A 17,063-nucleotide genomic window follows, 5' to 3' on the forward strand; every position below is an offset into this window, starting at 1 on the left:
GTACTGATATGAGCAACATTACGATTTACCACAACCCGGCCTGCGGCACGTCACGTAATACCCTTGAAATGATCCGCAACAGCGGCGCTGAGCCAGCCATAATCTATTACCTTGATATCCCTCCGTCGCGCGATGAACTGGTAAAACTTATTGCGGATATGGGTATTTCGGTACGTGCGCTGTTGCGTAAAAATGTTGAACCCTATGAAAACCTGGGGCTTGCGGAAGACCGGTTTACTGACGAGGAGTTAATCGACTTTATGTTGCAGCATCCTGTTCTGATCAATCGTCCCATTGTGGTGACGCCGCTGGGTACCCGGCTATGCCGACCTTCTGAAGTGGTGCTGGATATCCTTCCCGATGCACAGAAAAACCCGTTCACGAAAGAGGACGGTGAGAAGGTGGTTGATGAAAAAGGTAACAGGATGAGATAAACGACGAGGGGAGAGGTCACTCGCCGTTTTTACTGATGAAATACAGTGCTAACGCAAAATCAAAAGCAGTTGTCGCGTATTTCAGCATTCCAGAGGTATGGCTACCGATAAAAAATTGCCGCACCCTGTAATGGCCGTAGGCCCCCTCTCTATCGGCCCCCTACAAGATCCCACTGCATGATTAGCGCTGAATTTTACGTTTCAGTGACGGAGATCACCAAAGGATGGCGGCGCAGAAAGCCTGCTAAACAGTGCGTATTCTATACTGAAAGATAGATTCACCGTTGATCAGAGGAATACTTTATGTTAATTAGCGCAAAACGTCTTACCGCCGCCATGTTAGCAGCAACCTTAATACTCTCCCTGGGGGCATGCTCAAACTGGTCCAAGCGGGATCGTAACACGGCGATTGGAGCCGGTGCAGGGGCCATCGGAGGCTCCATTTTGACAAATGGAAGCGGCCTGGGAACCATTGGCGGAGCGGCTGTTGGTGGCATTATCGGCCATCAAATTCATTAGCAACATAAATGAAATGAATGCGAGAAAATACTTATGCAACTTTGAAAAGATTAGAAAATATGAAGTTAAATACTGTCAAGAAGGGGCATTTTGCAATGCCCCATTCGTGAGTTTAAGGGTGAACCCCTACATCCCCAACATCAATGCACGTACCACCCTCAAAACAGATGATTACAGCGCTTGCCGTCATTGAATAACTGCCAGCGAAAGACAGTATGGCCAAGAGCATTAGCATTTTTTTCATAAGTAATTATCTCTTTTATATTTTAGTATTACAGCAGGTGTAATACACTATATTTAATTACTCACGTTAATCAATAAATAATATTAACCACCTGCCAGTTTAACCCTCATGCCCTTCGCTTCCAGCAACGTCTTCAGCAAGTCGCGTTTGTCGCCCTGAATCTCAATGACGCCCTCTTTTACTGCGCCCCCACAGCCACACTTCTTCTTCAGCTCAGCCGCCAGCTTGTTCAGCTCTGCATCATCAAGATCGATGCCGCTGACCAGGCAGACGCCTTTCCCTTTACGACCGCTAGTCTGGCGCTGAATGCGCACAATCCCGTCACCCTTAGGACGCGAAATAACCGCTTCAGGTTCATTAATACGCCCAGTATCGGTGGAATAGACCAGGCGACTGTTTTCGTCAGCCATTATGCCTCCTGTAATGAACAAAGGATGGCGCGCAACGTCGCAGCCGGATCGGCAGATTGGGTAATCGGGCGTCCGATCACCATATAATCCACGCCTGCTTGCTGCGCCTGTTGTGGCGTCATGATGCGACGCTGATCGCCTGCATCACTGCCCACCGGGCGAATACCGGGTGTTACCAGGCGGAAGTCTGGCCCCAGAACCTGTTTGAAACGGCTGGCTTCGTGCGCCGAGCAGACGACACCATCCAGGCCACACTGCTGAGTCAGACGCGCCAGGCGTTCCGCCTGTTCTGCGGGCGTCAGCTCAATACCAAGCCCTTTTAAATCGCTGGCATCCATGCTGGTCAGCACCGTTACGGCTATCAGTAGCGGCGCATCTTTGCCAAAAGGCGTCAGCGCATCGCGCGCCGCGTTCATCATGCGCGCCCCGCCGCTGGCATGGACGTTGACCATCCACACGCCAAGATCGGCAGCCGCTGCAACCGCATGAGCCGTCGTATTAGGAATATCGTGAAACTTCAGGTCGAGAAATATCTCAAAACCACGTTGCTGGAGGTCGCGTATCAGCTGTGGGCCAAACAGGGTAAACATCTCTTTGCCGACCTTGAGACGGCAACTGTCGGGTTCAATCCGATCGACAAAGGCCATAGCGCGATTGAGATCGGCATAATCGAGCGCTACCACGATTGGCGAACCGGTAACCTGAGGTGAATGCATAAAAAGACCCTCTTTAGATGAAGCACCACAAGGCGCAAACGATAAACGGCATGCATTCTACCCGTGCGGGTGCAAAATTCACAGAATAATCCCCTCGGCGGGCTGCATGTAATCTGATTGAAACTCCCTACTTGCCTGAAAAGCGAAACACGGCGGCTGCTGGAAAATGTCTGTACATAAATTATTAGTATGTTGTAACTAAATCGGTTCGCTCAACCTGAATCTAAACTTCAGGCTACTGCCCGTCGAGCCCACGTATTGGTTTCACAGAAGACCATGACCGACATGATGGACAGTGCCAGTAAAGCGCATGGGCGGTAAACCCGCATTTATGACAACGATAGCGTGGCTTGGTGCGGATCTGCTCTCCCACCATATCGCGCAGTACCAACAGGCTGTCTTTCGCACGACCCTCTTCCGCTTCTTGCAGGTTGAAATCCATCAGGCGGTGGAAAACACGCATGGTTGGATGCCCCTGAAGCTGACGCGTAATGTAATTCTGCGCCGCCTCCGCTCCCTGCTGCCTATCGATGATGTCAGCAAGGTAAAGCTCGGCCGCAGCACCGGTATCTTCTTCAACACAACGCTCAAGGTAGCTAACCCATGCTGGCTGTTCTTCCAAATGCTGATAGCAGCTTTCCAGCATCTCCAGCGTTTCACTGACCAGTTGTTTATCCTGGTTTATCACTCGCTGTAGATGCTGTACCGCTTTGGCGTATTCGGCCTTAGCCATATGAATTCGTCCCATCATAATTGAGACACGGGCGCTATTTCTGTCCGCCGACTCCCCTTTTTTCAGCAGGCTCATCGCCCTTTCCAGGTCGTCACTGCTCATCGCCTGTAGAGCCAACTCACAGTAAAAGTGCGCGATTTCCATCTTCAGGCGATCTTTTCCAAGCTTCACCAGACGCTCGGCCGTCTCTATTGCATTCAGCCAGTCACTGGTCGCCTGATGGATGATTAACAACTGTTGCAAAGCGCTGACGCGAAAATCAGTTTCATCCACCAGTTGACCAAACATCTGTTCTGCGCGGTCGTAAAATCCCGCAGCCATATAATCGCGGCCGAGTTGCTGGATCGCCAGAAGACGCTGGTCGTAGGTGAGAGAAGCGCTTTCCATCAGCGCCTGATGTATGCGGATTGCCCGGTCGACTTCACCACGGGAACGGAACAGATTGCCAAGAGTCAGATGGGCTTCCACGGTGCCACTGTCCTCTTTCAACATATCCAGGAACAGGTCGACGGCTTTGTCCTGCTGATTAGAAAGCAGGAAGTTCACGCCCGCCACGTAATCACGCGACAGGCGATTCGCTTCCTGTTGCTTATTCTGTTGTGCACTCCTGTGGCCCATGTACCAGCCATAGGCGGCAGCGACGGGAAGTAACAGAAACAGCAGTTCCAACATAGACGATTATTCCTTTGTGACAACTTTCTGTGACGTTGTCACAGCAGTGTCTGTCTGCCCCAGTTGATGCTGTAAGCGTTTCACTTTACGTTGCGCATGGGCCAGCGAAACGCGTACTCGTAGCCAAAACAGTCCGCAAATAGCCCAACCCAGCAAAAAACCAACGGCAAATAATGACGCCAGCAATGTCGAAATGCTGAACTCTCCCTGCGCCAAAAGATAATTAAATGTCACTATCCGATCGTTATGCGCGCCCAGGGTGACGGAAATAACAAAAATGACCAGAACGACTAAAAAAATAAGCAAATATTTCACTGTTCATCCCTCAAGCTGGAGTTAACCAGATGAATTATGCCAAAAAAAACGCGTTGATGCTTGCCTGATGTCGATCGGTTGCAGTCTGGAGGCTAATTCCACGATATGCGGCGACTGTAGCCGTTTAGCGTCCTGGCAAACATCAAATATGGGGCCGAAAAAAGGTTTTACAATCAGTTATCTTTACTGGCAGCGCGGATCTGATTCCGATCTTTCCCGCCTGACAGAGAGAGTGGGCCACAAAAATGCCCCGCCACCAGCGTTGCCAGCGTCACCAACAGCCCGCTGATTAGTGTGGAAACAATCAGATCACGCGGCCAGTGCATACCTAACAGCAAACGGCTCCCCATCACCACAATTGCCCAGCTCATGAGTAGTACAACGCTGGTATAACAGCGACGAGGCCAAAGCAACGCCATGCCCAGTAATGCCCAGGTAGCGGCAAACATAGTGTGTCCCGAAGGGAAAGCGTATCCGGTTTCAAATGCCCAATGCTGCTTTAGCCAAGTTGGGATCTGGTTATCATCGCGTACGGCTTCGCGTACTATTTCACTGCGCTGCGCACGTTTTTCGGCGTAAAAAGCCTGTTGATCAATACCTTGCTTCTCGCCCAGCCACATCACATATGGGCGGGGTTCCTGCACATAATCCTTAACCATACTTTTAGTATATTGTCCGATAAGCAGCGTCAAAGTGATGATCACCAGCAAAATCAAAGTAGGTTTCAGGCGTAAGCGCATACACCAAATAAACCACCCACAAAGAATGACGCTTGTCAGTGTTCCCCAGGGACTGGTAACGGTTTCGGTAAACCAGAACATGACTTTATGGCCCCAACCCATTTCTACAGGCTGCCAGCGCCAGCCTGAAAGCATCACGGCCAGCGGCATCAGCAGTAATAACAGCGTGCCAGAGATTGTGCGTTTAAGGATTCCGGTCATTTTTATTCCTTGACGAGGCTTGTTATAAGAATATCTTTAAAAATAATAACATAACCTTTGTAGTGTTGATAATTGTGCTGTATTACAACAATCGCTCTAAGGTATTACCCAACGCTGTAAATGTTGTGGCAAAATAGTAGCATCGTTTACGCCGGATCATTGACAGAACATTCTTTTTCGCTGGCGCAACACCGGAATTTTATGGAGATTGAGATGCAACTTAAACGGGTGGCTGAAGCCAATCTGCCCACGCCCAGGGGAGATTTCCTTATGGTGGGCTTTGAAGAAATTGCCACCGGGCAAGACCATGTCGCGCTTGTCTATGGCGATATTTCTGGCAGTGAGCCTGTGCTGGCGCGTGTTCATTCAGAGTGTCTTACAGGTGATGCGTTATTCAGCCTGCGCTGCGATTGCGGATTTCAGCTGGAAGCGGCGCTAACGCAGATTGCTAAAGAGGGCCGTGGTATTCTGCTTTACCACCGTCAGGAAGGGCGTAATATCGGCCTGCTGAACAAGATTAGAGCCTATGCGCTACAGGACAAAGGGTATGATACGGTGGAAGCCAATCATCAATTGGGCTTTGCCGCCGATGAACGCGACTTCACCATCTGTGCGGATATGTTTAAACTGCTTGGCGTGAAAGAAGTTCGGTTGCTGACCAACAATCCACGCAAAGTGGAGATCCTGACCGAAGCCGGAATAAATATCGTGGAACGTGTGCCGCTGATTGTTGGACGCAATCCAAGTAACACACATTACCTTGACACTAAGGCGGCAAAGCTGGGCCACCTATTATCTAAATAGCTTGCTTAACCGCCTTTGTAAAATGTCACGCTGCAGGCTTCCGGAAATGCCACCACCTGCAGCGTGCCAGTAAAACTAATTTTATTGCAGCATATTCCTGATGACGTAATGCAGGATGCCATCATTCTTGTAATACTTCAGCTCGTTGCCCGTATCAATACGGCAACGCGCAGATAGCAACTCTTGTGTGCCATCCTCTCTTGTCACAGTTACGGATACCGTCCCGCCAGGTTTTAGCTGGTTAACATCCTTCACATCTATCTGTTCATCTCCGGTAAGACCTAACGTTTTGCGCGTTACGCCCTGCGGGAACTCCAGGGGTAAAATCCCCATACCGATCAGGTTGGAGCGGTGAATGCGCTCAAATGATTCAGCGATGACCGCACGCACCCCTTGCAAACGCGGGCCTTTCGCCGCCCAGTCACGGCTTGAGCCAGAGCCATACTCTTTACCTGCAATGACTACCAGAGGTATACCGGCCTGCTGATAGCGCATCGCCGCATCGTAAATCGCCATTTGTTCGTTACCTGGGATATAACGCGTGATGCCTCCCTCTACGCCGGGAACCATCTCATTGCGGATCCTGATATTGGCGAAGGTTCCGCGCATCATCACTTCATGGTTGCCGCGCCTTGAACCATAAGAGTTGAAATCAGCCCGCTCAACGCCACGCTCCAGCAGATAGCGCCCGGCAGGACTGTCCGCTTTGATGCTACCGGCTGGCGAAATATGGTCGGTTGTGACAGAGTCTCCGAGTATGGCCAGAATGCGCGCACTGCGGATGTCCTGCACAGGCTTCGGCTCTTTGTCCATGCCATCAAAAAAGGGTGAAAGGCGGATATACGTCGAGCGACTATCCCAGTCGTAGGTTGCCGCCTCACTGACCTCAATCTGCCGCCACTCCGGCGTGCCTTCAAATACTTCAGCATACTCTTTGTGGAACATGGCGGTGGAGACCAGCTGCACCGCCTCGGCAATTTCTGCCGGGGTTGGCCAAATGTCTTTCAGATACACAGCGTTGCCGTTGATATCATCACCAAGCGGGTCACTGTCAAGATTAAGCGTCATATTACCTGCCAGCGCGTAAGCCACCACCAACGGAGGCGAGGCCAGCCAGTTTGTCTTCACAAATGGATGGATTCGTCCCTCGAAATTACGGTTACCGGAAAGCACGGCTCCCACCGTCAGATCGCCCTGCCTGATGGCTTTTTCGATTTCGTCAGGCAGCGGGCCTGAATTACCAATACAGGTGGTGCAGCCATAGCCCACCAGATTAAAGCCAAGCTTGTCGAGGTAGGGCGTGAGACGGGCGCTGGCCAGATAGTCGGAAACAACCTTAGATCCCGGCGCGAGTGAGGCTTTAACCCAGGGCTTGGGCTTCAACCCCAGCGTAACGGCTTTTTTCGCCAACAACCCGGCGGCCATCAGCACGCTGGGATTTGAGGTATTCGTACAGGAGGTAATCGCGGCAATGACCACGGCACCCTCTTCAAGCTGGTACTGTTGGCCGGTACGACTGTCCTGGTAGCTGACCGCTTTATGCTGCTTTCGAACGTGATTAATCTCCAGTTCGTTACTGGCAAGGAAAGCAGCGGGGACATCTCTCAATGATACCCGATCCTGTGGACGCTTCGGCCCGGCAACGCTCGACTCTACCCTGCTCATATCAAGAGCCAGCGTACTGGTAAATACAGGTTCATCTCCGCTGCAACGCCATAAGCCCTGTGCTTTGGCATAGGCTTCGACCAGCGCTACCTGCTCATGACTTCGCCCGGTGAGCTCCATATAACCTAGCGTAATATCATCGACAGGGAAGAATCCGCAGGTTGCACCGTATTCAGGCGCCATATTGGCGATGGTCGCACGATCGGCCAGCGGCAAGTCATCCAGGCCATCACCATAGAACTCAACAAATTTGCCCACTACGCCGTGCTGACGCAACATCTGGGTCACCGTAAGTACAAGGTCAGTGGCGGTTATCCCGGCCTGCAGTTTACCACTCAATTTGAAACCCACCACGTCCGGGATAAGCATGGATACCGGCTGCCCCAACATGGCCGCTTCCGCTTCGATTCCCCCCACGCCCCAGCCCAGCACGCCGAGCGCATTGATCATCGTGGTGTGCGAATCCGTGCCGACCAGCGTATCAGGGTAGGCAATCTCTTTATCATCACGGGTTTCATGCCAGACTGCCTGGCCGAGGTATTCCAGATTGACCTGATGGCAGATCCCGGTGCCCGGTGGAACAACGCTGAAACGGTTGAAGGCTTTTTGCCCCCAGCGCAGAAAAACGTAACGTTCGTGGTTACGTTCCATTTCGAGGCGCACGTTTTCTTCAAATGCCTCATCGTTACCAAAATGATCAACCGTCACCGAGTGGTCAATCACCAGGTCAACGGGCGATAAGGGGTTCACTTTTGCTACATCCCCCCCCAGACGCTGCACGGCTTCACGCATGGCGGCCAGATCGACTACCGCTGGAACGCCGGTAAAGTCTTGCATCAGCACCCGCGCTGGGCGGTAGGCAATCTCACGATCGGCATGGCCATGTTTCAACCATGCCGCCAGAGCGCGAATATCTTCTGCGGTGACGGAATCTTCGTCCTGCCAGCGCAGTAGATTCTCCAGAAGCACTTTCATTGATTTAGGCAAACGCGTTGTGTCACCCAGCTCAGCGGCAACTTTGGTAAGACTAAAATAGTGATATTGCTGTTGTTTGACGTTGAGTATGTCCTGACTGAGTTGGCGTAGGGTTAACGGCATGGCTCCTCCTTTCTTGTTATATATCTGACATAACCATAGAAAATACAGGGTTAGTTATAAACATAGCACAAGCTGGAGGTCGCATTTTGCGGGCATTACTATTAGATAACGGCTGAAACAAAAAGAGATAAAAAAAACAAAAACGCCTCGCTATTGGAATTAGCGAGGCGTTAATATTAAGTCACTTGAGCAATCATTATAACTGTGTTTTTGAACTTTTCTTCCAATGCATCTACACAGATCGCTGACAGAACTGAAGCCTTCAGGCAACCGTCCTGTTTATTTGTGTTAAGTAAAAATTTACTTTCTTCGCGCCTGGTGCATCTGAAAAAAATCAGATATGTCATACAGCTTAATCATTGCCAGAATGGTGACTTAACCCAAACAAGGGATATATTTTAACAATTTGTAAATTCTATTTACCTGGTTACTAAAAAAATGGTCACGTACTGAGTTATTTTATTTTTTATCTTCAAACATTGACTCAATGAAACCACGCTGCAATTTACTGATATCCCATGAAGAAGGGATTTTCACCAGAGAATCGATGTGACCCTCTTCAACAGTTTTACAGAAGCCAACATGTGACATGCTGACTTCACGTGCCGAGCGTTTAGTCAAAGCGGCGACATACATAGTTACCCCCAGATACACCAAACAGATAGCACTACCACGGCCCAAAACAGCGCGCTGGCAGCAAACACGGTTATCCAGGTTCGACGTTTCACATCACCTGAACGTTTAGCAGTGATAACCTTTCCCCCGAATCCGGGTTGGTCAGAGACTCTTGTAGCCATAATATTGACAACCACCTCGTTAAAGAATGCATGAGAATTTCAGGATTAATCCTAAACATTTAGTGCTGCAAAATCCAGAGATATTTAATTTTAAAATGCCAGCTAATTTTTTTATTTAAGCTAAATAAGAATCAATTCAAAGCGAACCTTATGTGAATGAAAGTGGTTCTCATTTGGACTGCAACCATGCTTAAAAAGGCGTGTATTGTTAATCTAAGAAATAAAAATGAAGCATGGTGTGATCCAGGATTCATTTACGGCAATTTATTCGGGGATATTACCTGTTAGATTAACAGGTAAGTTCAGTGGAAAAAAAAGGGCCTTAGGCAGGCCCATTAAAAAACATTAGTTTTTATAAGGATTACTATTTAACAGGTAGCTTGATATCTTTAAACATCGCTTCAATATCTTCATTTGAACGTAAAGCGACGGCGGTATCGACAACATCGCGCGTCAGGTGAGGCGCGAAACGTTGGATAAAATCATACATATAGCTGCGCAGGAAGGTGCTGCGGCGAAAACCAATTTTAGTGGTGCTGTAGGTGAACACGTCAGTGGCTTCAATCCTGACTAAATCAGGATCGGAGAGAGGATCAACCGCCATACTTGCAATGACGCCAACCCCCAGTCCCAGCCTGACGTAGGTCTTGATGACATCTGCATCAGTGGCAGTAAAAACAATATGCGGCGTCAGGCCGGCCCGGTTAAATGCCGTATCAAGTTCGGAACGGCCGGTGAACCCGAAGGTATAAGTCACTAGCGGATATTCTGCAAGTTCTTCAATCGACACTCTGCTTTTACCTGCTAATGGATGATCGGGAGTCACCACGATGGCCCGGTTCCAGTGATAGCAAGGGAGCATAATCAAATCATCATACAAATGCAGCGCTTCGGTAGCGATGGCAAAGTCAGCGTTTCCTTTCGAAACGGCCTCTGCTATCTGTGTCGGCGACCCCTGATGCATGTGCAAAGAAACGCGTGGATAGCGTTCAATAAAGCCTTTAATGACATTTGGCAAAGCATAACGTGCCTGGGTATGAGTCGTTGCGACATAAAGCGAACCTTTGTCAGGCCAGGTATGCTCACCTGCGACTGATTTAATCGCGTCAACTTTCGACAGCACTTCACGTGCAATGCGGATGATCTCCTGCCCTGCTGGAGTGACCTGAGTCAGATGCTTACCGCTTCGGGCAAAAATCTGAATACCCAACTCATCTTCCAGCATGCGCACCTGCTTACTGATGCCGGGTTGAGAAGTATAAAGGCCTTCGGCTGTCGAAGAGACATTGAGATTATGATTCACCACTTCAACGATGTAACGCAGCTGCTGCAATTTCATTTAGTATTCCATCCAGGGTGGGGCAAGGCGAAGAGTAACCGGAGGGGGAGTCAGTACCGGCTTAATGCAATTAAATAATAAGAAAAGACATATCTATAACAACTATATCAAATGTAGCGGATATGTATAGCATCACTCGGGGAGAGTTGAAGGGGATGATAAGTGGGGACAGCACTTTGACAGGCTGCCCCCGACGAAAACCGGCGAAATTATTTCTTCGCCACTTCCCATTTACCGTCAACAAAGAAGGCGGACCAGCCGGTGGCTTTGCCGTCTTTCTCTGTACTCACGTACTGCTGTTTGGTTTTACGACTAAAACGCACGACTGCCTTATTGCCATCAGCATCTTCAGCAGGCGCATCCGCCAGATAGCGCAACTTTTCTGCCAGGCGATCGCGGAAACGCTGCAACTCTTCTACCTGTGGCGCGCGTGTCTCACGCGACTTAGGGAACGTATTGGCCGCGAGGAACACGCCAGCCGCACCGTCACGCAGTACGAAGTATGCATCTGATTTTTCGCAGGGCAGCTCTGGTAACGGCACCGGATCTTCTTTTGGCGGCGCTACGTCCCCGTTACGCAGAATTTTTCGCGTGTTTTTGCAGTCTTCATTGGTGCAGGCCATATATTTGCCAAAACGCCCCATCTTGAGATGCATTTCTGAACCACACTTCTCGCATTCTACTACCGGTCCGTCATAGCCTTTGATACGGAACTCGCCCTGCTCAATCTCATAACCATCGCACTCAGGGTTATTACCACAGACATGCAGTTTGCGCTGATTATCGATCAGGTAGCTGTCCATTGCGGTGCCACATTTCTGACAGCGACGACGCGCACGCAGGGCGTTAGTTTCCGCATCATCACCTTCAAGAATGTTAAGCACTTCATTCTCGGGGATCAGGTTGATGGTCTGCTTACAGCGCTCTTTAGGCGGCAAGGCATAACCGGAACAGCCGAGGAATACCCCGGTGCTGGCGGTACGAATGCCCATCTGACGGCTACAGGTCGGGCATTCGATAGAGGTGAGCACCATCTGGTTCGGCTGCATGCCGCCCTCTTCCGGATCCTTCTCAGCCTGCTCCAGCTGCTCGCTGAACTCCCCAAAGAACTTATCAAGCACCGCTTTCCACTGCGCTTCGTTATTCGCCACCTTATCGAGATTGTCTTCCATATGCGCGGTGAAGTCATAATTCATCAACTCACGGAAGTTCTCTTCCAGGCGATCGGTCACGATCTCACCCATTTTTTCCGCATAGAAACGACGGCTTTCGACCTTCACGTAGCCACGATCCTGGATGGTCGAAATAATAGAAGCATAGGTGGATGGACGACCAATACCGCGTTTTTCCAGCTCTCGCACCAGTGAGGCTTCACTGAATCGAGCAGGCGGCTTGGTAAAGTGCTGGCTTGGCAACAGCTGTTGCAGACTCAGCTCGCTACCCACGTCTACCGCCGGCAAAGTACGCTCATCGTCACCCTTACGCAACGCGGGCATGACGCGCGTCCAGCCGTCAAAGCGCAGCGTACGCCCTTTCGCCTTGAGTTTGAAATCAGCGGCCTCGACTGTCAGGGTAGTCGAGTCGTACTGTGCAGGCATCATCTGGCAGGCGACGAACTGACGCCAAATAAGCTGGTAAAGCTTCTGTGCGTCCGCTTCCATATCTTTCAGCAGCTCAGACTGAATTTTCACATCTGAAGGACGGATGGCTTCGTGCGCTTCCTGTGAGTTTTCTTTATTACTGTAAATAATGGCGGTTTTCGGCAGATATTTCGCACCAAATTCATCTTCAACGTAACCGCGCACCATGCTTACCGCATCCTGACTCAGGTTGGTGGAATCAGTACGCATATAGGTAATATGACCAGCTTCATACAGACGCTGGGCCATCATCATGGTTTTTTTGACCCCGAAACCGAGGCGGGTACTGGCAGCCTGTTGCAATGTGGAGGTGATAAAAGGCGCGCCGGGCTTGCTGCTGGTCGGTTTATCTTCGCGATCGACCACCGTAAAGCGCGCTTTTTCCAGCAGGCTGACAGCCGCATAGGTTTGCTCACGATTGACCGGGCGGAAAGGTTTATCGTGCTGGTGCGTCACCTGCATCGGCAGATCGACACCTTTAGGTGTGGTCAAATCGGCATTCAGTTCCCAATACTCTTCGGGCACGAAAGCCTTAATTTCGCGTTCGCGCTCAACAACCAGACGCACCGCTACCGACTGTACTCGCCCGGCGGAGAGTCCACGCGCCACTTTTTTCCACAGGAGTGGAGAGACCATATAACCAACGACACGGTCCATAAAGCGCCGTGCCTGCTGCGCATTAACACGGTCGATATTCAGTTCACCAGGCTTGTCAAACGCCTGGTGAATGGCATTTTTGGTGATTTCGTTAAACACCACGCGACTGTAGCGCGATTCATCACCGCCGATCACTTCCCGCAGGTGCCATGCAATGGCTTCCCCTTCGCGGTCAAGGTCGGTAGCGAGATAGATATGGTCGGCTTTTTCCGCCAACGCTTTAAGCTCAGCGACAACTTTTTCTTTGCCGGGGAGGATCTGGTAATTTGCTTCCCAGTCGTGAAAAGGGTCAACGCCCATGCGGCTGACTAGCGCCGTTTTGGCGTCCTTTTTGACCTTTTTAGTGGTTTTACTGGTTGTAGAGTCAGCGCTCTTTTTAACTGTTGACCCGCTTGTCGGCAAATCACGGATATGACCAACGCTGGACTTCACCACGTAGTCATTACCGAGATATTTATTGATCGTTTTGGCTTTTGCCGGGGACTCAACTATTACGAGAGCTTTTCCCATAGTTACCTTTACCTGTTTAAAACATCCGAGAGTAATTTTTACCGTCTTTCTGAAGTCTCGCCGCGCACTAAAGGCATAAGGTTACTGGGGGAAACGAATTCAACCCGCTCAACCTTTCATCAAAGTCAGTGCGCAAAGTTTCGATACAACATATTGATTAACGGCATTTTTTACCACCTGTTAAGCGAATATCTAACAAAGCGTAAAGTCTGTTTTACGCCCGGAACCCGAAACGCCCACACTCTACCTGATAAAATCTGTTACGCAACTTAATTAGCATTAAGGCGCAATTTACGCCAGAAAAGGAAGTCTGAAAGAGACACAATTTGCCACAGAGCGCTAAGTTTTCACTTTTATCCTGGAGGAAAGGCTATTTCACCGCGTAGAAGTGATAAATGAGAAAGGCGGAGCGCTGTCACTCTCTTAGTGGTTTCTGCTTTACACAAGCCGGGGGGGCTGTAGCCGACAAGCCTTTCATTTATCCATTGCTAATTATGAGGCCCGCCGCAACGGGCCTCATACGCCCTATAGCAGCGGTTTATCGCCACGCTGCCAGATACGCAGCAGCAGGCGCTCCAGGCTGGAAGTTGCGCTCTGGGTAAAGCGATCTATCATACCTTTACGACGGGCGTAACGGACCCCTATAACCTGGTGCTTTGCAATCTTATCGATAATCAGATCGTCACTGGTACTGATGGCATCCACCAGGCCTTTCTCCAGCGCCTGAGTGCCGTACCAGTGTTCACCCGTGGCGACGCTGTCAATATCCAATGTTGGGCGCATTTGATGAACAAACTGCTTGAACAACAGATGTGTTTCATTCAGGTTTTCGCGGAATTTCTCACGCCCCTCTTCGGTGTTCTCACCAAACAGCGTCAAGGTGCGCTTGTATTCTCCGGCCGTATGCAGTTCAACGTCGATTTCATTACGTTTCAGCAGGCGGTTGAAGTTGGGGATCTGCGCCACAACCCCGATGGAACCAATGATTGAGAATGGCGCGGCAACGATACGATCGGCCACGCAGGCCATCATATACCCCCCGCTGGCAGCGACTTTGTCTACGGCCACCGTGAGCGGGATGCCTCTATCACGCAGACGCTGCAATTGCGATGCCGCCAGGCCATAACCATGCACCACGCCACCGGGGCTTTCGAGACGCAGCAGAACTTCATCACCTTTTTCTGCCGCCGCCATTACCGCAGACACTTCCTCACGTAATGAAGAGACTTCACCGGCGTCCATGCTACCTTTGAAATCAATCACATACAGTGTGGATTTTTCATCTGTCAACACCACCCCGGACTTCGCCTGCTGCTTGGCAACTTTTGCCTCCTGCTTGTCCTTTTTTTTCTGCTCTTTGTTCCACGACTTCTGCTGTATGGGTTTCATTTTTGCCAGGCGCATCCTGTCCTGCATTACCTTATAATTCTCATCCAATCGGGTAAGATTGAGCTGCCCGGCGCCGCCGCGCTTACGTTGCGCAAGGTTAGTCATGATCAACGCGATAGCCGCAATCGCCACCACCACGGTGACGACTTTCGCGAGGAAAAGTCCGTAATAAGAGAGTAGTTCCACTCAATCCGCCTTAAATTACATTATGTTAGAGATAGGCTTAGTGTAGCTGAGTCATAGCCTGGCGTCTCCTGCAACCCGTTAACCAAAGATGAACGGGTATTCAAAATCATTGAACGAATCGCTAATTTCAGGCATAACTCACTTTCTCCAATCCCTGCAAGGGGTTACCGCAAATAAAGCAATCAGACAGCCACGTACAGGCCCGTTGCTAAGGAATTTTTCGTGCATTATCAACCTAAAAACGATCTGCTTAATAACCGCATCATACTGGTAACAGGAGCCAGCGATGGTATCGGGCGCGAAGCGGCTCTGACCTATGCCCGCTATGGCGCACAGGTGGTACTTTTGGCGCGCAATGAAGAAAAACTGCTGCGGGTCAGTAAAGAGGTGGCTGCCTGCAGCCCATCGAAACAACCTGCGATCTGGTTTTCACTTGATTTGGAAAAGGCGACGGCGGAAGACTGTCAGCAGCTGGCGTCTACCCTGGCAGAGAAAATCCCTCGCCTGGACGGGGTGCTGCACAATGCCGGATTGTTGGGTGAAGTCGTTCCTATGGAGCAACAAGACCCCGCCATCTGGCAGCAGGTGATGCGTGTTAATATTGATGCGACATTCTTTTTGACCCAGGCTCTGCTGCCGCTGCTGCTGAAATCGCAAGCCGCCTCTCTGGTCTTTACTTCATCCAGCGTGGGCCGTCATGGGCGTGCCGGCTGGGGCGCTTATTCCGTGTCCAAATTCGCTACCGAGGGCATGATGCAGGTTCTGGCGCAGGAGTATGATCCGCTTCAGCTGCGCGTTAACTGTATCAACCCCGGCGGTACGCGCACCAAGATGCGCGCCAGTGCCTTCCCTGAGGAAGATGCCATTAAACTGAAAACTCCTGCTGACATCATGCCACTCTATCTTTGGCTAATGGGCGACGACAGCAAAAATAAGAGCGGGATCAGCTTTGATGCTCAGCCCGGGCGTAAACCTGGAGCAGCAGAATAAACGCTGACTTTTTGTTGCGATGGGAATAAGCCTGTTCCGCGCAAAAAACGGGCTAAAAAAAACAAGGGGCCGGAAGGCCCCTGGGATGTGTGCTGGTAGTTAACCCTGCTGACGCTTCGACGGGCGGCGACCGCTGCCTGGCTTACTCACCTTGGTGGTGGTATGGCGTTTCACCGCACGGCGGATTTGATTCGCTTTGGTGCGTCGGCGATCTTTTTCCACCGGAACTTTACTCACGGTCTCAGGTGCAAGGCCAACCAGTTCGCGCAGATAGTTAGTCGGTGCCAGATCCAGCTCGGTCCATCCACCGCGCGGTAAGCCTTTCGGCAAATCAATATCGCCGTAGCGAACACGGATCAGGCGGCTGACCTGCACGCCAACCGCTTCCCACAGACGACGAACCTCACGGTTACGTCCTTCTGTCAGGGTGACGTTGTACCACTGGTTAATGCCTTCACCCCCGGTAAACTTCAGCGTTTTAAACGCCGCCGGGCCATCTTCCAGCTGTACGCCACGACTCAGCTGTTTAATTTTTTCATCATCTACCGCGCCAAATACGCGTACGGCGTATTCACGCTCAACTTCACGGCTGGGATGCATCAGGCGGTTCGCTAACTCACCGTCTGTGGTGAACAGCAACAGACCACAGGTATTCACATCCAGGCGCCCTACTGCAATCCAGCGTGCGCCGCGCAGTTTAGGCAGGCGGTCAAACACCGTCGGGCGACCTTCCGGGTCATTACGGGTGCAAAGCTCACCTTCCGGCTTGTAATAAGCCAGTATGCGGCACACTTCGCTGATGGACTCACTGACCGGCACAACGTGGCCGTCAACACGGATTTTCAAGGATGCGCTTGGCTCAACGCGGTCGCCCAGCGTGGCCAGCTTGCCGTCGACGCTGACGCGTCCGGCGGAGATCATGGTTTCGATTTCACGACGGGAACCGTGTCCGGCGCGTGCTAATACTTTTTGTAACTTTTCGCTCATGGAGCTACCTCTGTGTC

At 50.8% G+C, this 17,063-nt stretch carries 17 protein-coding genes; 5 read left to right on the forward strand and 12 right to left on the reverse strand.

Annotated elements, in window-relative coordinates; genetic code table 11:
• The first annotated feature begins 8 nt into the window (after nt 1-8).
• From arsC to EPIR_RS18895, 3 genes are all read left to right on the forward strand, one after another.
• A complete protein-coding gene (gene arsC / locus EPIR_RS09480) occupies nt 9-434 on the forward strand; it encodes a glutaredoxin-dependent arsenate reductase (protein ID WP_023655156.1) in 426 nt (141 codons plus the stop codon).
• A 303-nt stretch (nt 435-737) separates the two neighbouring features.
• On the forward strand, nt 738-953 hold the full coding sequence (gene osmB, locus EPIR_RS18235; protein ID WP_023655158.1) for an osmotically-inducible lipoprotein OsmB: 216 nt from the start codon (nt 738-740) through the stop codon (nt 951-953).
• Nucleotides 886-1,146: a hypothetical protein gene (locus EPIR_RS18895; RefSeq protein WP_048697267.1), complete on the forward strand. Its 261-nt coding sequence runs from the start codon at nt 886-888 to the stop codon at nt 1,144-1,146. The genes osmB and EPIR_RS18895 overlap by 68 nt, the downstream gene beginning before the upstream one ends.
• A gap of 134 nt (nt 1,147-1,280) precedes the next feature.
• Here EPIR_RS18895 and yciH read toward each other — a convergent pair whose 3' ends face one another.
• From yciH to pgpB, 5 genes are all read right to left on the reverse strand, one after another.
• Nucleotides 1,281-1,607, reverse strand: coding sequence for a stress response translation initiation inhibitor YciH (gene yciH, locus EPIR_RS09490; RefSeq protein WP_023655159.1), 327 nt, complete (start codon nt 1,605-1,607; stop codon nt 1,281-1,283).
• The gene (gene pyrF / locus EPIR_RS09495) at nt 1,607-2,323 is read right to left on the reverse strand and encodes an orotidine-5'-phosphate decarboxylase (RefSeq protein ID WP_023655160.1); all 717 of its coding nucleotides are present in this window, start codon (nt 2,321-2,323) and stop codon (nt 1,607-1,609) included. Before pyrF ends, yciH begins: the two co-directional genes overlap by 1 nt.
• A 235-nt stretch (nt 2,324-2,558) precedes the next feature.
• Complete coding sequence (lapB, locus tag EPIR_RS09500) at nt 2,559-3,728, reverse strand: lipopolysaccharide assembly protein LapB (protein ID WP_023655161.1); 1,170 nt, start codon at nt 3,726-3,728, stop codon at nt 2,559-2,561.
• 6 nt (nt 3,729-3,734) lie between these two features.
• Nucleotides 3,735-4,043: a LapA family protein gene (locus tag EPIR_RS09505; RefSeq protein ID WP_023655162.1), complete on the reverse strand. Its 309-nt coding sequence runs from the start codon at nt 4,041-4,043 to the stop codon at nt 3,735-3,737.
• Nucleotides 4,044-4,216: 173 nt separating this feature from the next.
• Nucleotides 4,217-4,984, reverse strand: coding sequence for a phosphatidylglycerophosphatase B (gene pgpB / locus EPIR_RS09510; protein WP_023655163.1), 768 nt, complete (start codon nt 4,982-4,984; stop codon nt 4,217-4,219).
• 213 nt (nt 4,985-5,197) lie between these two features.
• Between pgpB and ribA the strand changes: the two genes are divergently transcribed.
• Complete coding sequence (gene ribA, locus EPIR_RS09515) at nt 5,198-5,788, forward strand: GTP cyclohydrolase II (RefSeq protein ID WP_023655164.1); 591 nt, start codon at nt 5,198-5,200, stop codon at nt 5,786-5,788.
• A gap of 81 nt (nt 5,789-5,869) precedes the next feature.
• On the opposite strand, the gene acnA is transcribed toward ribA, so the two are convergent.
• From acnA to sohB, 6 genes are all read right to left on the reverse strand, one after another.
• Complete coding sequence (gene acnA, locus EPIR_RS09520) at nt 5,870-8,551, reverse strand: aconitate hydratase AcnA (RefSeq protein ID WP_023655165.1); 2,682 nt, start codon at nt 8,549-8,551, stop codon at nt 5,870-5,872.
• A gap of 459 nt (nt 8,552-9,010) precedes the next feature.
• Nucleotides 9,011-9,187: a hypothetical protein gene (locus tag EPIR_RS09525; RefSeq protein WP_023655166.1), complete on the reverse strand. Its 177-nt coding sequence runs from the start codon at nt 9,185-9,187 to the stop codon at nt 9,011-9,013.
• A gap of 2 nt (nt 9,188-9,189) precedes the next feature.
• Nucleotides 9,190-9,348, reverse strand: a complete 159-nt coding sequence (locus EPIR_RS18240) for a YmiA family putative membrane protein (protein WP_072066026.1) — start codon at nt 9,346-9,348, stop codon at nt 9,190-9,192.
• Nucleotides 9,349-9,712: 364 nt separating this feature from the next.
• Nucleotides 9,713-10,687 carry an HTH-type transcriptional regulator CysB gene (gene cysB / locus EPIR_RS09530; RefSeq protein ID WP_023655167.1) on the reverse strand — a complete coding sequence of 325 codons (975 nt, stop codon included), beginning with the start codon at nt 10,685-10,687 and terminating at the stop codon, nt 9,713-9,715.
• A gap of 209 nt (nt 10,688-10,896) precedes the next feature.
• The gene (topA, locus tag EPIR_RS09535) at nt 10,897-13,494 is read right to left on the reverse strand and encodes a type I DNA topoisomerase (RefSeq protein WP_048697270.1); all 2,598 of its coding nucleotides are present in this window, start codon (nt 13,492-13,494) and stop codon (nt 10,897-10,899) included.
• A 525-nt stretch (nt 13,495-14,019) separates the two neighbouring features.
• Nucleotides 14,020-15,069 carry a protease SohB gene (gene sohB / locus EPIR_RS09540; protein ID WP_023655169.1) on the reverse strand — a complete coding sequence of 350 codons (1,050 nt, stop codon included), beginning with the start codon at nt 15,067-15,069 and terminating at the stop codon, nt 14,020-14,022.
• A 222-nt stretch (nt 15,070-15,291) separates the two neighbouring features.
• On the opposite strand from sohB, the gene EPIR_RS09545 reads away from it, so the two are divergent.
• Complete coding sequence (locus EPIR_RS09545; RefSeq protein ID WP_023655170.1) at nt 15,292-16,059, forward strand: YciK family oxidoreductase; 768 nt, start codon at nt 15,292-15,294, stop codon at nt 16,057-16,059.
• 99 nt (nt 16,060-16,158) lie between these two features.
• On the opposite strand, the gene rluB is transcribed toward EPIR_RS09545, so the two are convergent.
• Nucleotides 16,159-17,046: a 23S rRNA pseudouridine(2605) synthase RluB gene (rluB, locus tag EPIR_RS09550; RefSeq protein ID WP_023655171.1), complete on the reverse strand. Its 888-nt coding sequence runs from the start codon at nt 17,044-17,046 to the stop codon at nt 16,159-16,161.
• Nucleotides 17,047-17,063: the final 17 nt, after the last annotated feature.

Origin of the sequence: Erwinia piriflorinigrans CFBP 5888, assembly GCF_001050515.1 — a bacterium.
Lineage (GTDB): Bacteria > Pseudomonadota > Gammaproteobacteria > Enterobacterales > Enterobacteriaceae > Erwinia > Erwinia piriflorinigrans.